Here is a 26,340-nt window from a genome sequence, read left to right as displayed (position 1 = left end):
GCCCCACATGAGCACGACCTCCAGCAACCCGCCCCGCCGGACGGCGCTCGACGCCGTGCACCGCGACCTCGGCGCCACCATGACCGACTTCGCCGGCTGGGACATGCCGCTGCGGTACGGCAGCGAGCGCGAGGAGCACAACGCCGTGCGCAACCGGGCGGGCCTCTTCGACCTGTCCCACATGGGCGAGATCACCGTCACCGGCCCGCACGCCGGTGAGCTCCTCGACTACGCCCTCGTCGGCCACCTGTCGAAGCTGAAGGTCGGCCGCGCCCGGTACACCCACATCTGCGACACCGACGGCGGCATCCTCGACGACCTGATCGTCTACCGGACCGGCGAGACGGAGTACATGGTCGTCGCCAACGCGGCGAACGCCGCGACCGTGCTCGACGCACTCACCGACCGGCAGGCCGGCTTCGACGCCGCCGTCCGCGACGACCGGGACGCGTACGCGCTGATCGCGGTGCAGGGCCCGGAGTCCGCCGGCATCCTGGGGCAGGTCACCGACGCCGACGTGGACGGCCTGCGGTACTACGCGGGGCTGCCCGGGACCGTCGCCGGCGTCGACGCCCTCATCGCCCGCACCGGCTACACCGGCGAGGACGGCTTCGAACTGTTCGTCGCCACGGCCGACGCGGTGACCGTGTGGGAGGCGCTGACGCAGGCGGGCAAGGACGCGGGCCTGACGCCGTGCGGGCTGAGCTGCCGCGACACCCTCCGGCTGGAGGCCGGGATGCCCCTCTACGGCAACGAGCTGACGACCTCCACCACGCCGTTCGACGCCGGAATGGGGCGGATCGTGAAGTTCGAGAAGACCACGAACGAGGGCCGCTTCGTGGGACGCGAGCCGCTCGAGGCCGCCGCCGAGCGGGCCGCGACCGCGCCGCCGCGCAAACTGGTCGGCCTGGTCGCGCGGGGCAGGCGGGTGCCGCGCGCCGGGTACCCCGTGGTCTCCGGCACGGACGGTACGGTGATCGGAGAGGTCACCTCCGGCGCGCCCTCCCCCACCCTGGGCAAGCCCATCGCCATCGCGTACGTGGACGCGGCCCACGCCGAAGCGGGCACCGAGGGAGTCGCGGTGGACATCCGCGGCACCCACGAGCCGTACGACGTCGTCGCCCTGCCGTTCTACAAGCGCGAGAAGTGAGTTTCCCGGTCCCGCCGCACAGCGGGACCGCGCAACCGCCTTCCGCCACCACCCCCGGCGGGATGCCCCCTGCCGCCCACCACCGTCTTTCCGGGAGAATCGGACCATGAGCAACCCCCAGCAGCTGCGTTACAGCAAGGAGCACGAGTGGCTGTCGGACGCCGAGGACGGCGTCTCGACGGTCGGGATCACCACGCACGCCGCCGAGGCCCTCGGCGACGTCGTGTACGTCCAGCTCCCCGAGGTCGGCGACACGGTCTCCGCGGGCGAGCCCTGCGGCGAGCTGGAGTCGACCAAGTCCGTCAGCGACCTCTACGCACCCGTCACCGGCGAGATCACCGAGATCAACCAGGACGTCGTGGACGACCCGTCGCTCGTGAACTCCGCGCCCTTCGAAGGCGGATGGCTGTTCAAGGTGAAGCTCGACGGTGAGCCGGAGGGCCTGCTCTCCGCCGAGGAGTACACCTCCTTCACCGCCGGAAACTGAGTACCGCCGCCAGCGCCCTTTCCCAGGGAAGGACCCCATGTCTCTTCTGAACAGCTCCCTCCACGAGGTGGACCCGGACGTCGCCGCCGCCGTCGACGCCGAACTCCACCGCCAGCAGTCCACCCTCGAGATGATCGCGTCGGAGAACTTCGCGCCGGTCGCCGCTCTCGAGGCGCAGGGCTCGGTGCTGACCAACAAGTACGCCGAGGGCTACCCGGGCCGCCGCTACTACGGCGGCTGCGAGCACGTCGACGTGGTCGAGCGGCTCGCCCGCGACCGGATCAAGGAGCTCTTCGGCGCCGAGGCCGCCAACGTGCAGCCGCACTCGGGGGCCTCGGCGAACGCCGCGGCGATGTTCGCCCTGCTCCAGCCGGGCGACACCATCATGGGGCTGGACCTGGCCCACGGTGGGCACCTGACCCACGGCATGAAGATCAACTTCTCCGGCAAGCTCTACGACGTGGTCGCCTACCACGTCGACGAGAAGAGCGGCCAGGTCGACATGGACGAGGTGGAGCGCCTCGCCAAGGAGCACCGCCCCCGCATGATCGTGGCGGGCTGGTCCGCCTACCCGCGGCATCTCGACTTCGCGGCGTTCCGCCGGGTCGCCGACGAGGTGGGCGCCCTGCTGCTGGTCGACATGGCGCACTTCGCCGGACTGGTCGCCGCAGGCCTGCACCCCTCGCCGGTGCCGTACGCGGACGTGGTCACCACCACGACCCACAAGACGCTCGGCGGCCCGCGCGGCGGAGTGATCCTCTCCCGCAAGGAACACGCCAAGAAGATCAACTCGGCGGTCTTCCCGGGCCAGCAGGGCGGCCCGCTGGAGCACGTGATCGCCGCCAAGGCCGTCTCGTTCAAGATCGCGGCGAGCGAGGAGTTCAAGGAGCGCCAGCAGCGCACCCTCGACGGCGCCCGCATCCTGGCCGAGCGCCTGCTCCAGCAGGACGCGGTCGACACGGGCGTGTCGGTGCTCTCCGGCGGCACGGACGTGCACCTCGTCCTGGTCGACCTGCGCCACAGCGAGCTCGACGGCCAGCAGGCCGAGGATCGGCTGCACGAGGTCGGCATCACGGTGAACCGCAACGCGGTGCCGAACGACCCGCGCCCCCCGATGGTCACCTCGGGCCTGCGCATCGGCACGCCGGCACTGGCCACCCGCGGATTCCGCGACGAGGACTTCCGCGAGGTCGCCGACATCATCGCCGAGGCACTCAAGCCGGGCTTCGACGAGGCGAAGTCCCAGGCGCTGGCCGCGCGGGTGACCGCCCTGGCGGCGAAGCACCCGCTGTACCCCGGCCTGAACGCGTAACGCCCCGCCCGGGGTCCGCGCCGCACCCCGCGGCGCGGACCCCGGACCGGCCCCCTCAACGGCAACAGGAAGCTCCGCCCACCATGGCCCTCTCCGTCTTCGACCTCTTCTCCATCGGCATCGGCCCCTCCAGCTCGCACACGGTCGGCCCGATGCGTGCGGCCCGCATGTTCGCCCGCCGCCTCAAGAACGAGGGCGCGCTCGCGCAGACGACCTCGGTACGGGCGGAACTGTTCGGCTCCCTCGGTGCCACCGGGCACGGGCACGGCACGCCCAAGGCCGTCCTGCTCGGGCTGGAGGGGCACTCCCCCGCGACCGTGGACGTCGACCGCGCGGACGACTGGGTCCGCCGCATCCGCGAGGACGGACGGCTGCGACTGCTCGCCGCCGACATAGGGGACGCCCACGAGATCGCCTTCGACGAGTCGAAGGAACTGATCCTCCACCGGCGGCGCTCGCTGCCGTACCACGCCAACGGCATGACGCTGTGCGCGTACGACGAGTCCGGGGCGCCACTGCTGGAGAAGACGTACTACTCGGTCGGCGGCGGCTTCGTCGTCGACGAGGACGCGGTCGGCGAGGACCGCATCAAGCTGGACGACACCGTGCTGCGGCACCCGTTCCGCACCGGCGACGAGCTCCTGCGGCTCACCGAGGAGACCGGCCTGTCCATCTCCGCCCTGATGCTGGAGAACGAGAAGGCCTGGCGCACCGAGGCGGAGATCCGCGAGGGCCTGCTGGAGATCTGGCACGTCATGCAGGCGTGCGTGGCGCGCGGCCTGTCGCAGGAGGGCCTCCTCCCCGGTGGCCTCAAGGTCCGCCGCCGCGCGGCCACCTCGGCCCGCCAGCTGCGCGCGGAACGCAACGCCGAGGCGCACGCGATGGAGTGGGTCACCCTCTACGCGATGGCCGTCAACGAGGAGAACGCGGCAGGCGGACGGGTCGTCACCGCTCCGACCAACGGCGCGGCCGGCATCATCCCGGCGGTCCTGCACTATGCGATGAACTTCGTGCCGGGCACCGATGAGGAAACGGTTGTGCGCTTCCTGCTCGCCGCCGGAGCGATCGGCATGCTCTTCAAGGAGAACGCCTCCATCTCCGGCGCCGAGGTGGGCTGCCAGGGCGAGGTCGGCTCGGCCTGCTCGATGGCGGCCGGCGGACTCGCGGAGATCCTCGGCGGCTCCCCCGAACAGGTGGAGAACGCCGCCGAGATCGGTATCGAGCACAACCTCGGTCTCACCTGCGACCCGGTCGGCGGACTGGTGCAGATCCCGTGCATCGAGCGGAACGGCATGGCGTCCGTCAAGGCGGTCACCGCGGCCCGCATGTCGCTGCGCGGCGACGGTCGGCACCACGTGTCGCTGGACAAGGCGATCAAGACCATGAAGGACACCGGTGCCGACATGAAGGTCAAGTACAAGGAGACGGCGCGGGGCGGCCTCGCGGTCAACGTCATCGAGTGCTGAGGGCACCGGGCCCCACCGGATGATTCGCGGGTTGCGCCGCTGTCACGGCCGGTTCTCCTCCGTACGACGGAAGGTTCCGGTGACAGCGCCGAACGGGAAGGGCTCCGATTCGGACGATGCGGCGGGGTTGCCGGTTCCGGTCCGTCCTCGCGAGGACGGACCGGAACCGGCGGCCTCGGGTCACGGCGTGACGTCGGCACCCGTGGGGAGTGGCGGCTCGGCGTCGACGCGGGACAGTTCCTCGTCGGTCAGCAGCCGGGAGCGGATCAGGAACCGTACGCCCTCGGGGGCCTCCAGCGAGAAGCCGCTTCCCCGCCCCGGCACCACGTCGACCGTCAGGAAGGTGTGCTTCCAGTAAGCGAACTGGTCGCTGCTCATCCAGAACGGCGCGTCGTCACCGACATGTCCGAGAAGGACGTCGGCGGCTCCGACGCGGAACTCGCCGCGCGGGTAGCACATCGGCGCGCTGCCGTCGCAGCATCCGCCGGACTGGTGGAACATCACCGGTCCGTGGGCCCGGGTCAGCGACCGCACGAGGTCCTCCGCCGCCGGGGTGAGCCTCACGCGCGGAGTGCGGGCGGCGCCGCCCATCAGAAGAACCCGAGCTTCTGCGGCGAGTAGCTGACCAGCAGGTTCTTGGTCTGCTGGTAGTGGTCCAGCATCATCTTGTGGTTCTCGCGACCGATGCCGGAGTTCTTGTAGCCGCCGAACGCCGCGTGCGCCGGGTAGGCGTGGTAGCAGTTGGTCCACACCCGGCCCGCCTTGATCTCCCGGCCGAGCCGGTAGGCGCTGTTGCCGTCGCGTGTCCACACGCCGGCGCCCAGGCCGTAGAGCGTGTCGTTCGCGATCTTCAGCGCCTCGTCGGTCGAGTCGAAGGTGGTCACCGACACCACGGGCCCGAAGATCTCCTCCTGGAAGATCCGCATGTCGTTCGTGCCGCGGAAGATGGTGGGCTCGACATAGTAGCCGCCCTCGAGTCCGGGAACGCTGCGGGAGCCGCCGCCGGTCAGGACCTCGGCCCCCTCCTGCTTGCCGATGTCGATGTAGGACAGGATCTTCTCGAGCTGGTCGTTGCTCGCCTGCGCCCCGATCATGGTCGCCGGATCGAGCGGGTCGCCGCCCACGATGGCCTCGGTCCGCTCGACGCAGCGGGCCATGAACTCGTCGTGGATCGAGGAGTGGATCAGCGCCCGGGACGGGCAGGTGCAGACCTCGCCCTGGTTGAGGGCGAACATCACGAAGCCTTCGACGGCCTTGTCGAGGAAGTCGTCGTCGGCGGCCATCACGTCGGGCAGGAAGATGTTCGGGCTCTTGCCGCCCAGTTCCAGGGTGACGGGGATGATGTTCTCGCTGGCGTACTGCATGATCAGGCGCCCGGTGGTGGTCTCGCCGGTGAACGCGACCTTGGCCACCCGGTTGCTGGACGCGAGCGGTTTGCCCGCCTCGACGCCGAACCCGTTGACGACGTTGACCACACCGGGCGGCAGCAGGTCGGCGATGAGCTCGATCAGCAGCAGGAGGCTCGTGGGCGTCTGCTCGGCCGGCTTGATGACCACGCAGTTCCCGGCGGCCAGTGCCGGTGCCAGCTTCCAGGTCGCCATCAGGATCGGGAAGTTCCAGGGGATGATCTGGCCGACGACGCCGAGCGGCTCGTGGAAGTGGTACGCGACGGTGTCGGCGTCGATCTCCGCGATGCTGCCCTCCTGCCCGCGGACCGCTCCGGCGAAGTAGCGGAAGTGGTCCACGGCCAGCGGCAGGTCCGCCGCCAGGGTTTCCCGGACGGGCTTGCCGTTCTCCCAGGTTTCGGCGACGGCGAGCTTCTCGAGGTTCTCCTCGATGCGGTCGGCGATCCGGTTCAGGAGGATCGCCCGCTCGGTGGCGGAGGTGCGGTTCCAGCGGGGCGCCGCGGCGTGCGCGGCGTCGAGCGCGCGGTCGACGTCGACAGCCGTGGAGCGGGCGACCTCGGTGAAGGTCCGGCCGGTGAGCGGTGTCGGGTTCTCGAAGTACCTGCCGTCGGCAGGCGCGGTCCACTCCCCGCCGATGAAGTTGTCGTAGCGCGCGGCGAATTCGACGATGGCGCCCTCGGTGCCGGGCTGCGCGTACACCATGGTTCGCTCTCCTCGGGATGCGTCGGGGTCCCGATGGCCGGGACCGTCTCCCGGAGCACGGTGGGGCAGCGGGGTTGGCGAAAGGTTGGTGTGCCGGGGGCTCCCCGGCACCGGGAGCGCCGTCAGTCCCGCAGGACGGCGCTGAGCCGTCCCGTCGCGAGTGCCCGCCGGGTGTCGCCGGGTGGCAGCAGCCGGAGGGCATGGCGGTGGATCTCGACGTCGTGCGGGGCGCGTTCGCCGTACCGCAGGGCCGGTTCGGGACGGGTGGTCGCGAGGACCGCCGACCGCACGGCCACCGTCAGGTGTTCCCGCCAGGCGGCGATGCCGGGGGCCTCGGAGTACGGCAGGAGCGGGCCGCGGTACAGGGTGAGCGCGGTGTCGAGGTCGCCGTGTGCGAGGGCCCGCAGCACCTCCACGGCGTCGCAGTTCACCGGCACGGTGAGGGCGTACCTGCGGGGCGCGACGGACCCGCCGAGGGCGCGCCGCAGGTGGGAGACCTCCGCCTTGAACGTGGACGCGGTGACCGCGCGTTCGCCGTAGAGCGCGTCACGCAGCCGCTCGGGCGCATAGCCCTCCGGTTCCAGGGCGAGGAGGGCGAGGATCTCCAGCTGCCGGGGCGGGAGCCGGAGCGCGACACCGGCGTGCACGGCGTGCCCCTCGCCGAGACAGGTGAGCCGTACGGCGGGCGAGGCAGAATGCGGCGGCCCGTTCCCGAGGTCCGCCGGGGGTTCGGCGCGGAGCCGGGCCTCGATGGCGGACACCAGTCCGCGGACGGTGGACAGGGCGAGGGGGTGCGAACGGTCCCAGGTGGTGGACAGGTCCAGTACGCCCAGCATGCGGCCGTCCGGACCGTGGACCGGTGCGCAGTAGCAGGTCCAGCCGTGCAGCGCGGCGACCAGGTGCTCGGCGGAGAAGACGACGCTCGGACGTCCGGTGGACAGCGCCAGCGAGAGCGCGTTGGTGCCCATGGCGTCCTCGCTCCAGCGGCCGCCGGGGGCGAAGTTGACCTGTTCCGCGCGGCGCCGCATCACCCGGCCGCCGCAGGTCCACAGGATGGTGCCGGTCCGGTCGGTGACGGCGGCGATGAAGCCGGCGTCGTCCGCGATGCCGCGCAGTTCGTCGGCGAGGTCGCCGACGGGGCGGCGCAGCGGGGAGTCGGCCCAGCGGGGGCGCAGTTCGCCGCCGTCGGTGGCCGGGGCGCTGCTGCGCCCGGGGTCCACGGTGCTCAGGGACCGTGTCCAGGAGTCGATCACTTCCGTCCGCAGCTCCGCACCGTCGTGCGGCCCGGGCCGCGCCCGTTTCAACTCCGGTATCCGGTGGGCCCACTCCCGTTCCAGAGCGGCCCTTCGCTGCCGAAGGTCACCTCGCACCGCCATGAGCTTCCCCGACTCGTCCGCGTTCTGCCCCTGTCGCAGAGCGTGCTACGGATCGGCGAGACGTCAAGGGGTCCGGGCCGTCGGCGTGGTGGGGAGCGACGGGCCGGGGCCGCTGGGTGCGGTCCCGTGCGGTCCCGGCCCGTCGTCGGCGCTCCCGGTCAGTGGCCGCCGACGAGTTCGCCGGCGAGGCGGTCGTGCATGCGGGCGCTGGGGGCGTTGAGGCCGGTGATGGTGACCTTCTTGCCCCGCGCGGCGTACTTGGTCTCCACCGCGTCCAGCGCCGCGACGGAGGACGCGTCCCAGATGTGGGCCTCGGAGAGGTCGACGACCACGTCGTCGGGATCGCCGGCGTAGTCGAACTGGTGGACCAGGTCGTTGGAGGAGGCGAAGAACAGTTCGCCGGTGACCGCGTAGATGACCTGGTTGCCGTCGGGGTCGGTGACGCTGGAGACGTTCACCAGGTGGGCCACCCGGCGGGCGAAGGCCACCATCGCGGTGAGGGTGCCGACGATCACGCCGATCGCCAGGTTGTGCGTGGCGACGACGGTCACGACCGTGACGGCCATGACGACGGTCTCGGCCGGGGGCATCCTGCGCAGCGTCTTCGGCTGGACGGAGTGCCAGTCGAAGGTGGCGAAGGAGACCAGGACCATCACCGCGACCAGCGCCGCCATCGGGATGTCGGAGACCACCGGGCCCAGCGCGAGGCACAGCACCATGAGGAAGCCGCCCGCGAGGAAGGTGGACAGCCGCGTCCGGGCGCCGCTGACCTTCACGTTGATCATGGTTTGGCCGATCATGGCGCAGCCGCCCATGCCGCCGAAGAAGCCGGTCACGATATTGGCGACGCCCTGGCCCACGGACTCGCGGGTCTTGTTGGAGCGGGTGTCGGTGATGTCGTCGACGAGCTTGGCGGTCATCAGCGATTCCATGAGCCCCACCAGGGCGAAGGCCAGCGCGTACGGCGCGATGATCGCCAGTGTCTCGGTGGTGAACGGCACATCCGGGATGCCCGGGGCCGGCAGCGCCGAGGGAAGTTGTCCCTTGTCGCCGACGGTGGGTACGGCGATGCCCGCGGCGACGGTGATCACGGTGAGCACGACGATGGAGACCAGTGGGGCGGGCACGGCCTTGGTGAGCTTGGGGAGGGCGATCATCAGGGCCAGTCCGGCCGCGAAGAGCGGGTAGACGGCGACGGGCACGTCCACCAGCTCGGGGACCTGCGCCAGGAAGATCAGGATGGCCAGGGCGTTCACGAACCCGACCATGACGCTGCGCGGGACGAAACGCATGAGGCGGGCGACGCCGAGGGCGCCGAGCAGCACCTGGAAGACGCCGGCCAGGACGACCGCGGCGACCAGGTAGCCGAAGCCGTGCTCGCGGTTGAGCGGCGCCACCACGAGCGCCACCGCGCCCGTCGCGGCGGAGATCATGGCCTTGCGCCCGCCGACGACGGCGATGACGACCGCCATGGTGAAGGAGGCGAAGAGGCCCACGCGGGGGTCGACGCCCGCGATGATCGAGAACGAGATCGCCTCGGGAATCAGGGCGAGCGCGACCACGAGGCCGCCGAGCACCTCGGTGCGGAACACCTTCGGCGAGGCGAGGAAGTCGGGACGGGTCAGGCGCAGCCGCGAGGCTGCCGATGTTGCTGCGGGCATGCGTCCGTTTCTCGTTCGGGCACGCGGGCACCGCCGCGCGCATCTGCTGGTTCGTTCACGGGTGGAGCCGGCCGCGGGCGCCGGCGGCCGGGGTGCGGCACGGGCCGGGGGCCGGCGCGGGGCGCCGGTCGGGCATCATTGCCCGGAGGTCGGAGGGAGCGGGTGGCTCCGTCGGCGCCGCAGCGCGACGGAGCGGCGTCGCCGCTCGGAATGAACACTACCCTGACGTGAGGGATGGTGACGACCGACGGACCGTGGAAACGCAGGTGATCACGGCATGTTCGCCTGTGATTGTCCTCACCGACGTGCGGGCGACATCGGCCGTCCGGAACACGTCGACGACAGGAAGGAAGCAGGCGGAGAGATGGCCGAGCAGCGCATGCAGATCGGCGAGGTGGCGGAACGGACCGGTCTGTCGCTGCGCACCATCCGGCACTACGAGGAGGTGGAGCTGGTCGTCCCCTCCGCCCGGAGCAAGGGCGGCTTCCGGCTCTACACCGGGGCGGACGTGGAGCGCCTGATGGTGATCCGCCGCATGAAGCCGCTCGGGTTCTCGCTGGAGGAGATGCGCGACCTGCTGGAGGTCACCGACCGGTTCTCCGACGAGGCGTCGGGCGACCGGGACGAGCGGGAGCACGGCCGCCTGCGGGAACGGCTGGACGCGTACCGGAAGATCGCCGAAGCCCGGTGCGAGACCCTGCGTGCGCAGCTGCTGGCAGCGGAGGACTTCGCCGGCACGTTGCGCAAGCGCCTCGACGGCGCCTGAACCGGACCGGAACGCCGGCACAGCTCGGACCGAGCAGAAGCATCGGCGATGTCAGCCGTCCGTCCCGGCTCTTCGGGTCGGGCGCGCCCTCAGCAGAAAGGCAGCACATGGCCCTCCGTTTCGAGGAGCTCGACTGGCGACACACCGAGAAGGGGGACATCAGCCTGCGACGCCGCAGGGATCCGGTGTCCGGCGGCGACATCCACGAAGTGAAGCTGGGGGACGAGTTTTTGATGTCCTCCCTCTTCACCGCGGGAGAAGTCGCGCTGGCGCAGAGGGGTCTGGCGGCGCTGCCCGGGAGAGAACTGGACGTGGCCGTGGGGGGCCTCGGCCTGGGCCACACCGCGGCCGCAGCGCTGGACGATCCCCGGGTACGGTCGCTGGTCGTGGTCGAGGCGCTCGGCGCCGTCATCGACTGGCACCGGGACGGGCTGGTGCCGTTGGGGCGCAGGCTGGCCTCCGACCATCGACTCCGTTTCGTGCACGCGGACTTCTTCTCCGCTGTCGCCGCCGGGCACGGTCTGGATCCGGAAGCACCGGGACGTCGGTTCGACGCCGTCCTCCTGGACATTGACCATTCGCCGCGCCATGTGCTCCAGCCGTCGCATGCCGGCTTCTACGAGTCCGAGGGACTCAACACTCTTGCGGGGATCCTCCGTCCCGGGGGCTGCTTCGCGCTGTGGTCGAACGATCCGCCCGACGACGCGTTCCTGGCCGTGCTCACGGACGTGTTCGAGGAGGCCGCAGGGCATGTGGTCGAGTTCGACAATCCGCTGCAGGGTGGTAGGTCGGCCAACACCGTGTACGTCGCCGTGACCTGAGGGACGCACGGCTCTCGAAGCCGCCGACGGGGCACTGCCCGTAGGGCATTCCCGAGCGGTCACGGCAGCAACCGGTGACTGCCCGGGAATGTCTCGGAAGCAGGCCGAGCAGCGCTCGGCGAGCAGTGCCCACTCTAACGCTGCGGCAGCTTTGACGGTCAAGAGCGCCCGCCGCGCCCCCTGCCGGACTGCCCGTCACGGAGAGCTCTCGGTGAACGGGCCCGGGGCCCCTCGGCGTTCGTGTCGTTCCTGCGCACCTGTGTCTGCGCGGTCCCGGGCAGGCGCCGGCGGCGTGCACCCGACCGGCGGCGTCCGGACCGCTTTCCACGGGGTGCCGCGTGGCTTCCCTCCGGCGAGGGGGGCGCAGGGGCGGCAGCCTGCACCGGGACGCCCGAAGGACTCCGTGCCCCGGTGACACGCGCCAGTTCGACGTCACCGGGGCCCACCCGCACCACCGGCGCGGTGATGCGGGCGGTGCGGAGAAGGCGGGTCATGTCACGCCGCTGGTGGGGCAGCACCAGAGTGACGACGCTGCCCGTCCGACCGGCGCGTCCTGTACGTCCGCCGCGGTGCAGGTAGTCCTTGTGGTCGTTGGGCGGGTCGATGTTCACCACGAGGTCCAGGTCGTCGACGTGAATGCCGCGTGCCGCGACGTTGGTGGCGACAAGGGCGCCGATCCGGCCGGCGCGGAACCCTTCCAGCGTTCGGTTGCGCTGCCCCTGGGACTTGCCGCCGTGCAGCCCGCCGGCCTGCACGCCCCCGGCAAGAAGACGCTTGACCGTGCGGTCGACCGCACGCTTGGTGTCCATGAACATCAGGACCCTGCCCTCGCGGGCTGCGATGTGGAGGGCGACGGCGTTCTTGTCGTCCTCCCTCACATGCAGCACGTGGTGTGCCAGTCCCGTCCCTGACGGACTCGCCGCCGGATCCACCGAGTGGACGGCGGGGTCACGGAGGAATCGCCGCACCAGGACGTCGACATCGCGGTCGAGGGTGGCGGAGAACAGTAGCCGCTGCCCGTCCCTCGGCACCCGGTCGAGCAAGGTGGTGACCTGCGGGAGAAAGCCCATGTCGGCCATCTGGTCTGCCTCGTCGAGCACCGTGACACGCACCTCGCCCAGCCCGCATTCCCCCCGTTCGACCAGGTCCCGGAGCCTGCCGGGGGTCGCCACGACCACGTCGGCTCCGCGCCGCAGTCGCTCGGTCTGCCGGCGGACGGAGGTTCCACCGACGACCGTGGCGAGACGCAGGCCCGTCCGGTGTGCGTACGGGGTGAGCACCTCGGTCACCTGCTGCGCCAACTCACGCGTCGGCACGAGGACCAGAGCCAACGGCCGCCCGGAACCGGCCCGTAGCCCGACAGTGCGGGCGAGGAGAGCGAGACCGAAGGCAAGGGTCTTTCCGGAGCCGGTACGGCCTCGTCCCAGGACGTCTCGGCCTGCCAGGGCGTGCGGGATCGTTGCTGCCTGGATGGGGAACGGCCTCGTCAGTTCGTTCTGTCGGAGGACGTCGAGCAGACCTTCGGGAAGACCGAGCTCGGCGAAATCGGCGACCTCCGGCTCGGCGGGGGACGGTGCCGCCGACGATGCGGGCCCGCCGGTGTCCGCGTCGTCGCGGCCATGCGCACGGTGGCGGGAGGGGGAAGGGGATGCGCCTCCCGCCCGTTCGCGCGCGGAGCGTCGGGACGTGTGGTGCTTGGTGCGGTTCAGGAGAACCTCCCTCGGAACGGCACGCAACGAGGGGATTCCGGCAGCCTTCCGGGCCGCATCAGGAATCGCGCCGAACGAGCCGCAGAAAATGTGGAGTCGACGCCGGGAAGTTCGCGGCGCGAAAGGAGGACCTCCGGTAGAACGACGTGTTCCGCCAGGAGATCCGGGAGCCCGCTACCGGTCGGCGAGCGACCTGGAGCGGGCCACAGGGTATGCCCGCCGGAGCGGCGGGCGGGGTGCGGACCCGCTGGGCGCGGGCCCGCACCGCACGGAGTAACGTGCGCCCGGTTCAGGCGACGGTGATGTTCTCGGCCTGCGGGCCCTTCGGGCCCTGCGTGACGTCGAACTCGACCTTCTGCCCCTCGAGCAGCTCACGGAAACCGTTCGCGTTGATCGCGGAGTAGTGTGCGAAGACGTCGGCGCCGCCGCCGTCCTGCGCGATGAAGCCGAAGCCCTTTTCCGAGTTGAACCACTTCACGGTTCCAGTAGCCATGTGTCTCTCTCCTTCGATAACAGCGGGACCGCAAGGCGCGAGTCGCCGCGTGTCGTAGCGGTGATCGCCCGCCGGAGACAGACCGGTGAAAACAGAAGTGCGCCCGAGGTGTCGGAACCAGCAGGCGCACACAAAAGTTCATGGGAACCACAACTGCAACTGGTTTGACTGTAACACGCACTCTTCGTCCCGGTACGGAGCCGGCCACGAAGGGCGTCGCAAAGGGGTGGGGCTCCCGTTTCAGGCACCCGGAGGGCCACCTCTTCCGCCGCTCCGGGGCGGCGGACGGAGCGGAGTGCCGGCCAGCGGGCACTCGTACGGCGGCTTCTGCGGGGCCCCGCGTGCAGCCGGGGCGGCGCCCTTCTCGGCCTCGGGCGGGCCTGCGGGGGCCGCTGCCCGGGCGAGGACGTCGCTGCGGATGGTGGCGAAGGCCAGCACCCCGCCGGCGGCGGCGAGAGCCGCGGTGATCGCCATGGCGGTGTGGAAGCCGTCGGTGAGCGCGCCGGGGTCGGTGAAGTCGCCGCCGGAGATGCCTGCCAGGGGCGGGAGCGCCGCGACCGCCGCGAGCTGGGCGGCGCGCGAGACGGCGTTGTTGATGCCGGAGGCGACTCCGGAGTGCTCCGCCGGCGCGGCGGCGAGCGCGGTCGCCGTCACCGGGGCCACGGTCGTGGCCAGGCCCAGGCCGAAGACCACCACGGCGGGCAGCACCGAGGACACGTAGGGGTCGCCCTCGTCGATGCGGAGCATCAGCAGCATCCCGCACGCGAGCAGCAGCGGACCGGCGGTCAGCGGGATGCGGGGCCCGACGCGCTGCGCGAGCTGCCCGGCGCGGGCGGAGAGCAGCAGCATGAGCAGGGTGACCGGCAGCGAGGCCGCGCCGGCCAGCAGGGGCGAGTAGCCCAGTGAGGTCTGGAGGAAGACGACCAGCAGGAAGAAGACGCCGCCCAGCGCCGCGTACACGACCACCGTGACGGCGTTCGCGGCGAGGAACTGCCGGGCGGCGAACACGCCGAGGGGGAGCATCGGTGCCGGTGAACGCCGTTCCGTCAGGACGAAGGCGAGCAGGGCGGCGAGGCCGAGCAGCAGCACGGCGAGGACCAGCCAGGTGGCGACATGGCCGCGCGGGCCCTCGATGAGGGCGTAGGTGAGGCCGCCGAGCCCGAGGGTGGCGAGGAGGCCGCCGCGCAGGTCGAGCCTGCCGCGGACCGTGGGGTCGCGGCTCTCCGGCACGTGCCGCGCGGTCGCGGCCAGCACCGCAAGGCCGAGCGGCACGTTGATGAGGAAGATCCACCGCCAGGACAGGGCGTCGATCAGGTAGCCGCCGAGGATGGGTCCCAGCGCGGCGGCGACGCCGGAGAGCGCGGACCAGGTGCCGATGGCCCGTGCGCGGTCGTCGGGGCGGAAGGCGGACTGGATGATCGCCAGGCTTCCGGGAGTGAGCAGCGCCGCGCCCACGCCCTGCAGGCCGCGGGCCACGACCAGTACCGTCGCGTCGGGGGCGAGGGCGCAGAGCACCGAGGGCACCATGAAGCACACCACGCCCGTGCTGAAGACACGGCGCCGCCCGTACCGGTCGGCGAGCGAGCCGCCGAGCAGGATGAGGGCGGCGAGGGTCAGCAGGTAGCCGTCCAGGACCCACTGGAGGGCGGAGACCCCGGCGTCCAGGTCGCTGCCGATGGCGGGCAGGGCGACGTTCACCACTGTCGCGTCGAGGAAGCCCATCGCGGAGCCGAGCACTGTCGCCGCCAGCACCCACCGACCGGTGGCGGTGCCGTGGACGACGGTTCCGGGGGCGGCGTGGGATGCGCTCACGCGCCCCGGGTGGCCGCGGAGGCGGTCGCCGAAACGGCGGAGGAGACCGGCCGGGCCGGTTCCCCCGACGGGTGCATCCGGCGGCGGGCACGCTTCGGAAGACGGCAGGGAGGGAATCGCCGACCCGTTCCTGCCACCACGGCCGCCCGGCGGCGGCCGTGGTGGCCCCGCCGGAGGGAGAGTGCACCGTGTCCGATGCCGTGCCCGAGAAGGGCGAGGAGCCCTTGCGCTGCCTGGTGACGGGCGCGAGCGGTTATGTCGGCGGCCGGCTGGTGCCGGAGCTGCTGGAGGCGGGCCACACCGTGCGGTGCCTGGCCCGGACGCCGGAGAAGCTGCGGGACCACCCCTGGGCGCACCGGGTCGAGGTGGCGCCCGGCGACGTGACGGACCCGGGGCAGGTCCGGGAGGCGATGCGGGGGGTGGATGTCGCCTACTACTTGGTGCACGCCCTGGGCAGCGGCCGCGACTTCGAGGAGACGGACCGGAGGGCGGCCCGGATCTTCGGGGAGGAGGCGCGCGCGGCGGGCGTGCGGCGCATCGTCTACCTCGGCGGTCTCACCCCGGAGGGTGTGCCGGAACGCGAACTGTCGCCGCATCTGCGGTCCCGGGCCGAGGTGGGGCGGATCCTGCTGGCGTCGGGGGTGCCCACGGCGGTGCTGCGGGCGGCCGTGGTCATCGGGTCGGGGTCGGCCTCGTTCGAGATGCTGCGGTACCTCACGGAGCGGCTGCCGGCGATGGTGACGCCGAGCTGGGTGCGGACCCCGATCCAGCCGGTGGCGGTACGCGACGTGCTGCGGTACCTCGTCGGCTGCGCGCGGCTTCCGGCGGAGGTCAACCGGACCTTCGACATCGGCGGGCCCGAGGTGCTGACGTATCGCGAGATGATGCAGCGGTACGCGGCGGTGGCGGGGCTGCCGCGACGGGTGATCGTCCCGGTGCCGGTGCTGACGCCGAGCCTGTCGAGCCACTGGATCGGCCTGGTCACTCCGGTGCCCGCCGCGATCGCCCGTCCGCTGGCGGAGTCGCTGCGCCACGAGGTGGTGTGCCGGGAGGACGACATCGCCGCCTACGTGCCCGACCCGCCGGGAGGCCGCCTCGGCTTCGACAGCGCGCTGCGGCTGGCGCTCCAGCGCATCCGGGAGGCGGAGGTGTCGACCCGCTGGTCGTCGGCCTCCGTGCCGTGGGCGCCCAGTGACCCGCTGCCGACCGACCCGGACTGGGCGGGCGGCAGTCTGTACACCGATCGGCGGGCCCGTCGGGTCGACGCCTCCCCGGAGGCGCTGTGGCGGGTGATCGAGGGGATCGGCGGGGAGCACGGCTGGTACTCGTTCTCGCTCGCCTGGGCGGTGCGGGGCCGGCTGGACCGGCTGCTGGGCGGGGTGGGACTGCGGCGCGGGCGGCGCGACCCCCACCGGCTGCGGGTGGGCGACTCGCTGGACTTCTGGCGGGTGGAGGAGGTGCGGCCGCGGCGGCTGCTGCGGCTGCGCGCCGAGATGCGGCTTCCGGGGCTCGCCTGGCTCGAGCTGCGGGTCGCCCGGGACGCGGAGGGCCGCACCGTGTACCTGCAGCGGGCGGTGTTCCATCCGCACGGTCTGGCCGGCCACCTCTATTGGTGTGGTGTCGCACCGTTCCACGGACCGGTGTTCGGCGGCATGGCGCGGAACATCGCGCGTGTGGCGGAGCGGTCGGCGCACGCCGGCGGGGCGCCCGGTGGAGAGGTCAGTCCTTCTCGGGTGCGCGCCCGGAGGTGAGTTCGTCGCCCATCGCCGCGAGGAAGCGCACGACGGTGCGCAGCTCGTCCTCGGTGAACCGCTGCCGTGCGGCGTCGGTGCTGCGGGCGAGCGGGCGGAAGTACGCGCGTGCGGTGTCGCGCCCGGCGGGCGCGTAGTGCAGGTGCACCACCCGTCCGTCCCCGGCGTCGCGGACGCGCCGGATGTGGCCGCCGCCCTCGAGCCGGTTGAGGCAGGCGCTGACGGCACCGGAGGTGAGGTCGAGATGCTCCCGCAGCCTCCCGGGCGTCATCGGACCTGCTCCGGGGTCCGCGTCGAGGAGCGCGGCCAGGGCGCGCACGTCGGTGTGGTGGAGGCCCTGCGCGTGCGCGAACTCCTGTGCGATGCGGTTGATCTCGCCGTTGATCCGGCGGAGCAGCACCGCGAACGTCTGGAGGTCGGTGTCGGGTTCGGTCCCCCGGGAGGACCCGCCGGATGAGTGCGCCACCCCTCCAGGGTAAGTTCTCTCAATGATTGAGATATTTCGAGTGTGAGGACACGCCGGATGCCCACCACGCCGCGCGCACTGCGATGGCTCGTACCCGTCCTGCTGCTGGTCGCCTGGCTCGGCCTCGGCGGGGTCGTCGGCCCGTACGCGGGCAAGCTCGGGGAGGTCGCCACCAACGACCGGACGGCCTTCCTGCCGCAGTCCGCCGAATCCACCCGCGCCCTGGAGGCCCAGCAGGACTTCCAGCCGAACCGGACGGTCCCCGCGATCGTGGTGTGGACCGCGGACGACGGCACGGTGACTCCCGGACAGCGGACGGCGGCGACCCGGGCGCTGCGGTCCCTCGCCGGCGACCCGGCAGTCTCCGGCGCCGTGTCGCCCGCCCTGCCCTCGCGGGACGGTGAGGCGCTGCAGGGCGTGCTGCAGCTGCGCTCCGACCTCGGCGAGGACGCCCCGGCCGCGATCGACCGCATCCGGCAGGCCGCGGCGGACGTGCCGGGCAGCACCGCGTACGTGGGCGGCCCGGCGGCGACCCAGGCGGACCTCTCCGACGCCTTCGCAGGCATCGACGGACTGCTGCTGGGCGTCGCACTCGGCGTCGTCCTGCTGATCCTGCTGCTCGTCTACCGCAGCGTGCTGCTCCCCCTGGTGATCATTCTCAGCGCGGTCCTCGCACTCTCGCTGGCCAGCGCCCTGGTCCACGTGCTGGCCGAACACGACCTGGTGCGGGTGGACGGGCAGGTCCAGGGCATCCTCTCCATCCTGGTCATCGGCGCCGCGACCGACTACGCCCTGCTGCTGTCCGCGCGTTTCAAGGAGGAACTGGCGGCACGCGCGGACGCCGACCGGCTGTCCGCGATGCGGACCGCCGTACGCCGGTCCGCCGGGGCGATCGTCGCCAGCGCCGCCACGGTCGGGCTCGGCCTGCTGGCCCTGCTGCTCAGCGACCTCGCCAACAACCGGGCGCTCGGCCCGGTGGGGGCGCTGGGCATCGCCTGTGCCGTCGTGGCGACCACGACCTTCCTCCCCGCCGCACTGGCGCTGCTGGGGCGTGCCGCCTACTGGCCCGCCCGCCCGCGGGAGACAGCGGCCGGGCCGGGGGCCGGGAACGGCATCTGGGGCCGGGTCGCCTCGCTCGTCGAGCGCGCACCCCGCCGCATCTGGGCGGGCACGCTGGTCGCGCTCCTGGCCTGCGCGGCCTTCGCCCCGCAGCTGGAGTCGGACGGCGTGCCGCTCGACGAGATCTTCGTCGACGACGCGCCGTCGGTGACCGCCCAGGAGAAACTGGCCGACCACTACCCCGGCGGCTCCGGCAACCCGGCCGTCGTCGTGGCGAACGCCGACGTCGTGCGCGAGGTCACCCGTACCGCCGCCCGTACCGAGGGCGTCACCCGGGCGGTGCCGCTCACCGGGTCGGGACGCCCCGGCGGCGGCACACCGCGGACGGTCGGCGGACGGGTGCTGATCGACGCCACCCTGGCCGCCCCCGCCGACAGCGACGCGGCACAGCGCACGGTCCAGCGGCTGCGGACCCGCCTGCACGCGGTCGAGGGCGCCGACGCCCTGGTCGGCGGATACACCGCACAGCAGTACGACACGCAGCAGGCCGCGCAGCGCGACCGCACGGTGATCACGCCCGTGGTACTTGGCATCATCGTGGTGATCCTCGCCCTGCTGCTGCGCTCACTGCTGATGCCGCTGCTGCTGGTCGCCACGGTGGCACTGAACTACTTCGCCACGGTCGGCATCGCCGCAGTCGTCTTCGACCACCTGCTGGGCTTCGGGGGCACCGACGCCTCCGTGCCGCTCTACGGCTTCGTGTTCCTGGTAGCGCTCGGCGTGGACTACAACATCTTCCTGATGACCCGGGTGCGGGAGGAGTCGTTGCGCCACGGCACCCGGGCCGGGGTGCTGACCGGACTGACCGCCACCGGCGGGGTCATCACCTCCGCCGGGGTTGTTCTGGCGGCGACCTTCGCGGCACTCGCCGTCATCCCGCTCGCCTTCCTGGTGCAGATCGCCTTCATCGTGGCGTTCGGCGTGCTGCTGGACACCCTCGTCGTGCGCTCGCTGCTGGTGCCCGCCCTCGTCCGGGACGCGGGGCCGGTGCTGTGGTGGCCGAGCGCGCTGCGCCACGACCCCCGGGCGCCGCGGGCCGACTCACCCGGCGAGGTGATTTCCCGGACCTGACCGCATCCGCGCGGCGCCGGCCCCGGGAAAGGGTGCACGTGCCCGATCCCGGACCCGCCGGAGTGATTCCGTGACCGTCTCCCTCGCCCTGTTCACCGCCGACCTGCGGCTGCACGACAACCCCGTGCTGCGAGCCGCCCTGGACGGGGCCGACGCGGTGGTGCCGCTGTTCGTCCTCGACGACGCGGTGCGCGCCGCCCGCTTCGACGCGCCCAACCGCCGGGCGTTCCTCGCCGACTGCCTGGGGGATCTCGACGCGGCGCTGCGGGACCGCGGCGGGCGGCTGGTGCTGCGCAGCGGCGACGTGGTGGCGGAGACCTGCCGTGCGGCGCACGAGTCCGGCGCACGCGACGTGCACGTCGCCGCCGACGTGAGCGGCTTCGCCCACCGGCGCGAGGACCGGCTGCGGTCCGCGCTGGAGGCGGACGGCCGCGCGCTGCACGTGCACGACGCGGTGACCACAGCGCTGGCACCCGGTGCCGTGACCCCGCAGGACCGGGACCACTTCGCCGTCTTCACCCCGTACTTCCGCCGCTGGGAGAGGGAACGCCTGCGGGACCCGCTGGCGGCGCCGCGCCGCGTCCCGGTGCCCGACGCCCTGCCCTCCGGGAGGATGCCCGCCCGGTCGGCGGTGGACGACGTCTCGCCCGGCCTCGCCCGGGGCGGCGAGACCGAGGGCCGCGACCGCTTCGCCCGCTGGGTACGCCACGGCATGGACGCCTACGAGGAACGCCACGACGACCTGTCCGGCGACGCCACCTCCCGGCTCTCCCCCCACCTCCACTTCGGCACGCTGTCCGCGGTGGAGCTGGTGCACCGCGCGCGGCAGCGGGGCGGGGCGGGCGCCGAGGCGTTCGTGCGGCAGGTCGCGTGGCGCGACTTCCACCACCAGGTGCTGGCGGCGCGCCCGCAGGCGGCCCGCGAGGACTACCGCACCCACCACGACCGCTGGCGGAACGACGAGCGGGCCGCCGAGGCGTGGCGGGCCGGCCGCACCGGCTACCCGATCGTCGACGCGGCGATGCGGCAGCTGCGCCACGAGGGCTGGATGCACAACCGGGGGCGGCTGCTGGCCGGCAGCTTCCTCGCCAAGACGCTGTACCTGGACTGGCGGATCGGCGCCCGCCACTTCCTCGACCTGCTGGTGGACGGCGACGTCGCCAACAACCAGCTCAACTGGCAGTGGGTGGCCGGAACCGGTACCGACACCCGCCCCAACCGGGTGCTCAACCCGCTCGCCCAGGCCAAACGCTTCGACCCCGACGGACGGTACGTGCGCCGCTGGGTCCCCGAACTCGCCGACCTCGACGCGCCCGCCGTCCACACCCCCTGGAAGCTCCCCGGCCCGGAGCGCGCCGCCCTCGACTACCCGGATCCCCTCGTCGACCTCGCCGAGGGCCTGGACCGCTTCCGCCGGGCCCGCGGCGCGGACTGACGCCGGAGGCACGCCGCACCCCCGCATCCCGCGTGGCGCTGCACGGCGGACGGGACGGCCTCCGGTAGAAGAGGGACGACCGCTTCCGCCCTCCGAAGGGGCCCGCATGCAGCACACCGCCCCGGCCCGGCCGCCGAGGAGGACGGTCCCGGGCCGCACCGACCACGTCGTCGTGGTCGGTGCCGGCCTCGCCGGGCTCTCCGCCGCACTCCACCTGCTCGGCGCGGGGCGCCGCGTCACCGTGCTGGAACGCTCCGGCGTCCCGGGCGGCCGGGCCGGACGGATCGACCTGGGCGGCTTCCGGATCGACACCGGCCCGACGGTGCTGACGATGCCCCACCTCCTCGACGAAGCGCTGGCCGCCGTCGGCACGTCCGTCGCGGAACGGCTGGAACTGCTGCCGCTGCATCCCGCCTACCGTGCCGAGTTCGCCGACGGCACCCGGCTGGACGTGCACACCGACCCGGAGGCGATGGAGGACGAGGTGCGGCGCTTCGCCGGCCCGCGGGAGGCCGCCGGCTACCGGGACCTGCGCCACTGGCTCACCCGCCTCTACCGAACCCAGATCGGACGCTTCATCGACGCCCACGTCGACGCGCCCCGCGACCTGCTCCACCGGGACCTGGTGCGGCTCGCCGCCCTGGGCGGGTTCGGCCGCCTCGACCGGGCCGTGGGGAGATTCCTCGCGGACGAACGGCTGCGCCGGGTGTTCTGCTTCCAGGCCCTCTACGCCGGGGTGCCGCCGGCACGCGCACTGGCGGCCTACGCCGTGATCGCCTACATGGACACCGTCGCCGGAGTCTGGTTCCCCCGGGGCGGCATGCACGCGGTCGGCACGGCCCTGGCGGAAGCCGCCCGCGACGCGGGCGGCACGTTCCACTGGCACTGCGAGGCGTCGTCGCTGGAACGCTCCGGTGAACGGGTGCGCGCCGTCCTGACGGCCGACGGGAGGCGTCTCCCCTGCGACGCCGTGGTGCTCACCGCCGACCTGCCGCTCTCCTACCGGCTGCTGGGCCGCACCCCGCGGCGCCCGCTACCGCTGCGGCACGCACCGTCCGCGGTGGTGCTGCACGCCGGCACGGACCGGACCTGGGACCGCCTCGCGCACCACACCCTCTCCTTCGGGGCGGCATGGCGGCGCACCTTCGACGAACTGACCCGCACGGGCCGCCTCATGAGCGACCCCTCGCTGCTCGTGTCCCGGCCCACCACGCACGACCCGGCGCTCGCCCCGCCGGGCCGCCACCTGCACTACGTCCTCGCGCCCTGCCCCAACACCGACGTCGGGCCGGACGCCGCGGCCTGGCGCGAGCTGGGCCCCCGCTACCGCGACACGCTCGTCGCCGCCCTGGAGGAGCGCGGCCTCACCGGCCTGGACGCCGCCATCGAGGAGCAGGTGCTGGTCACCCCGGCCGACTGGGCCGCCCAGGGCCTGGCCGCGGGAACACCGTTCTCCGCGGCCCACACCCTGGCCCAGACCGGCCCGTTCCGTCCCCGGAGCACCGTGCGCGGCACGGAGAACGCCGTGCTGGCGGGCTGCGGCACCACGCCGGGCGTCGGCATCCCCACCGTGCTGCTCTCCGGCAAACTGGCCGCCGCCCGCATCACCGGAGGCGGCGCGCACCCGCCCGCACGCGTTCGGCCGACACGGGTGTTCCACCGACACGGGTGAGCTCCGGTCGCGGACGGGCGCGCCGGAATGCGGCCGGGACCCGCGTCCCGCAGACTCAGCCCCATGACCGAGCGTGAGCTGACCGCCGCCGGCATCACCGACCCGTCGCTGCGCCGGGACTACGCCGTGAGCCGGCGCCTCAACGCCCGCCACGGGCGCACCTACTTCCTGGCGACCCGGCTGCTCCCTCCGGAACGGCGTCCGGCGGTGCACGCGCTGTACGGCTTCGCCCGCTGGGCCGACGACATCGTCGACGACCTCTCGGCCGACGTTCCGCCGTCGCAGCGTGCCGCCGCTCTGGCTGCCTGGGAACGGGAGCTCGCGGACGGCCTGCGCACCGGCGCGAGCAGGGAACCGGTGGTGCGGGCCCTGTCCGACACGGCCCGGCGGTACGGCATCCCCCACCGGCACTTCACGGACTTCCTTGCGTCGATGCGGCAGGACCTCGACACCACGGACTATGCCGACTACGCCGCGCTGCGCGCCTACATGCACGGTTCCGCCGCCGTCATCGGGCTGCAGATGGTGCCGGTGCTGGGCACCGTCACCGCCGAGGAGGAGGCGGCGCCGCACGCCGCGGCGCTGGGCGTCGCGTTCCAGCTGACCAACTTCGTCCGCGACGTCGGCGAGGACCTGGACCGGGGCCGGGTCTACCTGCCCGCCGACCTGCTGGCAGCCCGCGGCGTCGAACGGGACCTGCTGCTGTGGAGCCGCCGGACCGGGCGCGGCGATCCCCGGATCACCGCCGCGTTGGAGGACGCGGCCGCCCTGACGCGCGGCGTCTACCGGGAGGCGGAGCCCGGGATCGCCCTGCTGGACCCGGTGTCCCGGCCCTGCATCCGTACGGCGTTCGCGCTGTACCGGGGGATCCTCGACACGGCTGCCACCGCCGGATTCCCGGTGGTGCACCGGCGGGTGACCGTGCCGCGGCGGCGACGCGCGGCCGTTGCGGCACGCGGGGCGGCGGCCGTCGGCGCGGCGCGGTTCCGCGCACGCGGGTCCGCGTCCCCGGGGCGGCGGCTCCCCGGCACGGACCGCCGGGCGGCGCTGCCCGGCGAGGCCCCCCGGTGACGTCGGGCCGCTCCCGCCGCGTCCCGCTGACCTGGCGCCACCGCCGGCACGGTCGGCGCTCGACCTGGCAGGAGGCAAAGCCCGCGGTCGTCGCGGACGCCCTGCGGGCGGCGCTGGGCAGACCGACGGGCAACTGGTACGTGGTGTGCGGCAGCCGCGAGGTGCGGGAGGGTGTCCCCTTCGGGGTCCCGCTCGGTGGGCACGAGGTCGTGGTGTGGCGCGGTCCCGGCGGCGCCCTGCGGGCCGGGCCGGGCATCTGCCCGCACCTGGGCGCACCGCTGCGGGAGAGTCCGGTGCGCTGCGGGAGGATCGTCTGCCACTGGCACGGGCTCGTGCTGGACGGCGGCCCGTTCGCGGGGTGGGAGCCGTACCCGGTCCACGACGACGGGGTGCTGGTGTGGGTGCGGCTGGACGCGCTGGGCGGGGAGCGTCCGCTGCCGCGTCCCCCGGTGCCCGCACGGCCGCCGGCCGGGACGGTGCTGGACGCGGTGACGCGGACCGCGGGGGTGTGCGAGCCGGAGGACGTGGTGGCCAACCGCCTCGATCCGTGGCACGGGGCGTGGTTCCATCCGTACGCCTTCACCGACCTGACGGTGGAGCAGGCCGGGCCGGAGAAGTTCGTGGTGCGGGTGTCGTTCCGCGTGGCGGGACGGCTGGTGGTGCCGGTGCGCGCGGTGTTCACCGCGCCGGGGCCGCGGACGGTGGTCATGCGCATCGCCGAGGGCGAGGGCGCGGGTTCGGTGGTGGAGACGCACGCGACACCGCTGGGCGGCGACGCGCAGGGACGGCCGCGGACCGCCGTGGTGGAGGCGGTGCTGGCCTGTTCCGGACGGCGGGGCTTCGCGGTGGCGCGCCGGGCGGCTCCGGCGCTTCGTCCGCTGGTGCGCCGCGCGGCGGACCGGTTGTGGCGCGACGACCTGGCGTACGCGGAACGGCGCTGGGCGCTGCGCAGCACGGGCCGCTTCCCGGGCTGACGCCCGCACCCCGGTGCGGTTCCGGGGTCGTTCAGGCCAGGGCGGCGAGCCGGCGCAGCAGGGGTGAGCGGCCGCGCCGCGGCACCGTCCACAGTCGCTGCCCGCGCACGCCCCACTGCTCCAGCAGCGCGTTCGCGGCCAGGAAGCCGGTGGTCGCCGCGCGTTCCATCAGGGCGACGGGCAGGTCGCAGCGGACCAGGTCGCCCGCCAGCACGATGCGCGGGTCGGATGTGCGGACGCCCGGACGGTCCGCGAAGCCGCCCACCGGGAACAGCGGGCAGTCGGCCCGCCACTCGTGCCGGGCGTCGACGACGGTGGCGGCCCGTGTCTCCGGGTACACCGCGTGGAGCTGCGCCCGCAGCTGCCGCTCCACCTCGCGGTGGTTCTCCCGCACCGCGTACGCGTGGAGTTCGACGACGGACCCGCCGCTGCGGGCCGCCCAGCGCGCGGCCTCGCCCTCCCAGCGCTCCAGGACGCTGACGTTGTCCAGCGGGCCGTAGCCGGCGGTGCCGAGGAATCCGGGACGCTCCGCTGCCACCGGCCGATCCAGCCACAGTCGGGACACCAGGAAGGGCGGCGCGGTCCGCAGCCGCCCCACCGCGGCGCGCCAGGCGGCGTCGCCGACCTCCGGGGAGCGCTCGACCAGGCCGCGGAGGCCGTCGGTGTCGAGCGCGAGGACGACCGCGTCCACCGGGCAGGCGTTCCGGGGGCCGCCGGTGTGGACGGTGAGACGCTCACCGTCGCGACAAAGGGCCGCGACCGGGGCCGAGGTCTCCACGTGTGCCCCGTGTCCCGCCAGGTAGCGGGCCAGCGGGCGCCACAGCGCCTGCGGGTACGGCTCGTCGGGCACGTCGAAGAGGAGTCCCTCGCTGGAGCCGAGGAAGTACAGGTGGAACATGAGCGCCAGTTCGGCCGCGGACAGCTCGTCGGGGTCGGCGAAGAAGCTGCGGGAAAAGACCTCGAACGCCAGGTGCCGCGCCGCAGGGGGGAAGCCGACGGCGTCCAGGTACTGCTGGGCGCTGGTGCCGTCCAGGGCCCGGTAGATCCCGGGCACCCGCACGTCCAGCAGGGGCAGTGCGGCTCCGGGCCGCAGCCGGGGCAGGTCCCGGCTGCGGAAGGTCTCGCTCGTGGCGGCGAAGGCGAGCGCGTTCCAGGGCGGTGTCCGGGGCAGGCGGCGGAACCCGTCGCACGGGCCGTCGCGGTGCCGCAGCGGATACTCCGGGAGGGGGCGGAGCATGCCGAGAGAGCCGTCGACGCGCCGCAGCAGGCCCCGCAGGTTGTAGTACTGCCGGAAGAAGGCGTGGAAGCCACGGCTCATCGTCACCGTGCTGCCGTCCCGCAGCTGTTCGGGCCGGCCGGTGAGGCGACCGCCGAGTTCGGGCTCCCGTTCCCAGAGTGTGACGCGGGCGCCGCGCTCGGCCAGTGCGGTGGCGGCGGCGATTCCCGCGATACCGCCGCCGACGACTCCGATGTGCGGGGGCGGCGACCCGAAGCGCGGCGCGCCGGGCGGCGGTGGGACCGTCTCGGCACGGCGGTCCCGGCCGCGCCGGGCGGGCGCGGCGGCCCGGGAGCCGGTGGAAGCGGACGGGTCGGGGGTGCGCAGGAAGGGCAACGGGCCTC

At 73.3% G+C, this 26,340-nt stretch carries 21 protein-coding genes; 12 read left to right on the top strand and 9 right to left on the bottom strand.

Going from position 1 to position 26,340, the window contains the following annotated elements; translation table 11 throughout:
• Window positions 1-7: 7 nt before the first annotated feature.
• From gcvT to ACL06G_RS08460, 4 genes are all read left to right on the top strand, one after another.
• A complete protein-coding gene (gcvT, locus tag ACL06G_RS08475; protein ID WP_412785270.1) occupies window positions 8-1,150 on the top strand; it encodes a glycine cleavage system aminomethyltransferase GcvT in 1,143 nt (380 codons plus the stop codon).
• A gap of 106 nt (window positions 1,151-1,256) precedes the next feature.
• Window positions 1,257-1,637, top strand: a complete 381-nt coding sequence (gene gcvH / locus ACL06G_RS08470) for a glycine cleavage system protein GcvH (protein ID WP_412785271.1) — start codon at window positions 1,257-1,259, stop codon at window positions 1,635-1,637.
• A gap of 37 nt (window positions 1,638-1,674) precedes the next feature.
• A complete protein-coding gene (gene glyA / locus ACL06G_RS08465) occupies window positions 1,675-2,949 on the top strand; it encodes a serine hydroxymethyltransferase (RefSeq protein WP_412785272.1) in 1,275 nt (424 codons plus the stop codon).
• A gap of 83 nt (window positions 2,950-3,032) precedes the next feature.
• Window positions 3,033-4,415, top strand: coding sequence for an L-serine ammonia-lyase (locus ACL06G_RS08460; RefSeq protein ID WP_412787903.1), 1,383 nt, complete (start codon window positions 3,033-3,035; stop codon window positions 4,413-4,415).
• Window positions 4,416-4,595: 180 nt separating this feature from the next.
• On the opposite strand, the gene ACL06G_RS08455 is transcribed toward ACL06G_RS08460, so the two are convergent.
• From ACL06G_RS08455 to ACL06G_RS08440, 4 genes are all read right to left on the bottom strand, one after another.
• Window positions 4,596-5,006: a DUF779 domain-containing protein gene (locus tag ACL06G_RS08455; RefSeq protein ID WP_412787869.1), complete on the bottom strand. Its 411-nt coding sequence runs from the start codon at window positions 5,004-5,006 to the stop codon at window positions 4,596-4,598.
• A complete protein-coding gene (gene adh / locus ACL06G_RS08450) occupies window positions 5,006-6,523 on the bottom strand; it encodes an aldehyde dehydrogenase (protein ID WP_412787870.1) in 1,518 nt (505 codons plus the stop codon). The genes ACL06G_RS08455 and adh overlap by 1 nt, the downstream gene beginning before the upstream one ends.
• Before the next feature lie 122 nt (window positions 6,524-6,645).
• Complete coding sequence (locus ACL06G_RS08445; protein WP_412787871.1) at window positions 6,646-7,899, bottom strand: GAF domain-containing protein; 1,254 nt, start codon at window positions 7,897-7,899, stop codon at window positions 6,646-6,648.
• Between the two features lie 158 nt (window positions 7,900-8,057).
• Window positions 8,058-9,560: a SulP family inorganic anion transporter gene (locus tag ACL06G_RS08440; protein WP_412787872.1), complete on the bottom strand. Its 1,503-nt coding sequence runs from the start codon at window positions 9,558-9,560 to the stop codon at window positions 8,058-8,060.
• A 364-nt stretch (window positions 9,561-9,924) separates the two neighbouring features.
• On the opposite strand from ACL06G_RS08440, the gene ACL06G_RS08435 reads away from it, so the two are divergent.
• On the top strand, window positions 9,925-10,326 hold the full coding sequence (locus ACL06G_RS08435) for a MerR family transcriptional regulator (protein WP_412835664.1): 402 nt from the start codon (window positions 9,925-9,927) through the stop codon (window positions 10,324-10,326).
• Between the two features lie 107 nt (window positions 10,327-10,433).
• A complete protein-coding gene (locus tag ACL06G_RS08430) occupies window positions 10,434-11,147 on the top strand; it encodes a polyamine aminopropyltransferase (RefSeq protein ID WP_412787874.1) in 714 nt (237 codons plus the stop codon).
• A 158-nt stretch (window positions 11,148-11,305) separates the two neighbouring features.
• Here ACL06G_RS08430 and ACL06G_RS08425 read toward each other — a convergent pair whose 3' ends face one another.
• From ACL06G_RS08425 to ACL06G_RS08415, 3 genes are all read right to left on the bottom strand, one after another.
• Window positions 11,306-12,856 carry a DEAD/DEAH box helicase gene (locus ACL06G_RS08425; RefSeq protein ID WP_412835716.1) on the bottom strand — a complete coding sequence of 517 codons (1,551 nt, stop codon included), beginning with the start codon at window positions 12,854-12,856 and terminating at the stop codon, window positions 11,306-11,308.
• Window positions 12,857-13,145: 289 nt separating this feature from the next.
• Window positions 13,146-13,349 (bottom strand): cold-shock protein, encoded by a 204-nt coding sequence (locus ACL06G_RS08420; protein ID WP_412787876.1) that lies wholly within the window; start codon window positions 13,347-13,349, stop codon window positions 13,146-13,148.
• 240 nt (window positions 13,350-13,589) lie between these two features.
• Window positions 13,590-15,161 (bottom strand): MFS transporter, encoded by a 1,572-nt coding sequence (locus tag ACL06G_RS08415; protein ID WP_412835663.1) that lies wholly within the window; start codon window positions 15,159-15,161, stop codon window positions 13,590-13,592.
• Here ACL06G_RS08415 and ACL06G_RS08410 point away from each other — a divergent pair.
• The gene (locus ACL06G_RS08410) at window positions 15,152-16,912 is read left to right on the top strand and encodes an SDR family oxidoreductase (RefSeq protein ID WP_412835662.1); all 1,761 of its coding nucleotides are present in this window, start codon (window positions 15,152-15,154) and stop codon (window positions 16,910-16,912) included. The two genes, ACL06G_RS08415 and ACL06G_RS08410, sit on opposite strands and share 10 nt — an antisense overlap.
• Here the strand turns inward: ACL06G_RS08410 and ACL06G_RS08405 are convergent.
• Entirely contained in the window at window positions 16,881-17,378 is a 498-nt protein-coding gene (locus ACL06G_RS08405) for a MarR family winged helix-turn-helix transcriptional regulator (protein ID WP_412787879.1), read from the bottom strand. The two genes, ACL06G_RS08410 and ACL06G_RS08405, sit on opposite strands and share 32 nt — an antisense overlap.
• Before the next feature lie 57 nt (window positions 17,379-17,435).
• On the opposite strand from ACL06G_RS08405, the gene ACL06G_RS08400 reads away from it, so the two are divergent.
• The 5 genes from ACL06G_RS08400 to ACL06G_RS08380 all read left to right on the top strand — a co-directional run bounded on the left by ACL06G_RS08400 (window position 17,436) and on the right by ACL06G_RS08380 (window position 24,720).
• Window positions 17,436-19,568: an MMPL family transporter gene (locus tag ACL06G_RS08400; protein ID WP_412787880.1), complete on the top strand. Its 2,133-nt coding sequence runs from the start codon at window positions 17,436-17,438 to the stop codon at window positions 19,566-19,568.
• 70 nt (window positions 19,569-19,638) lie between these two features.
• Window positions 19,639-21,003, top strand: a complete 1,365-nt coding sequence (locus tag ACL06G_RS08395; RefSeq protein WP_412835661.1) for a cryptochrome/photolyase family protein — start codon at window positions 19,639-19,641, stop codon at window positions 21,001-21,003.
• Between the two features lie 106 nt (window positions 21,004-21,109).
• Window positions 21,110-22,675, top strand: a complete 1,566-nt coding sequence (gene crtI / locus ACL06G_RS08390) for a phytoene desaturase family protein (RefSeq protein ID WP_412787882.1) — start codon at window positions 21,110-21,112, stop codon at window positions 22,673-22,675.
• A gap of 63 nt (window positions 22,676-22,738) precedes the next feature.
• Window positions 22,739-23,746 (top strand): phytoene/squalene synthase family protein, encoded by a 1,008-nt coding sequence (locus tag ACL06G_RS08385; protein ID WP_412835660.1) that lies wholly within the window; start codon window positions 22,739-22,741, stop codon window positions 23,744-23,746.
• Window positions 23,743-24,720 carry a Rieske (2Fe-2S) protein gene (locus ACL06G_RS08380; RefSeq protein WP_412835659.1) on the top strand — a complete coding sequence of 326 codons (978 nt, stop codon included), beginning with the start codon at window positions 23,743-23,745 and terminating at the stop codon, window positions 24,718-24,720. The genes ACL06G_RS08385 and ACL06G_RS08380 overlap by 4 nt, the downstream gene beginning before the upstream one ends.
• A gap of 31 nt (window positions 24,721-24,751) precedes the next feature.
• Here ACL06G_RS08380 and ACL06G_RS08375 read toward each other — a convergent pair whose 3' ends face one another.
• Window positions 24,752-26,323, bottom strand: a complete 1,572-nt coding sequence (locus tag ACL06G_RS08375) for an FAD-dependent oxidoreductase (protein WP_412787904.1) — start codon at window positions 26,321-26,323, stop codon at window positions 24,752-24,754.
• Window positions 26,324-26,340: the final 17 nt, after the last annotated feature.

Origin of the sequence: Streptomyces callyspongiae (genome assembly GCF_047200695.1) — a bacterium.
Classification (GTDB): Bacteria; Actinomycetota; Actinomycetes; order Streptomycetales; family Streptomycetaceae; genus Streptomyces.
The sequence above is the reverse complement of the archived record's forward strand: the minus strand, read 5'-3'. Positions and strand labels throughout refer to the sequence as shown.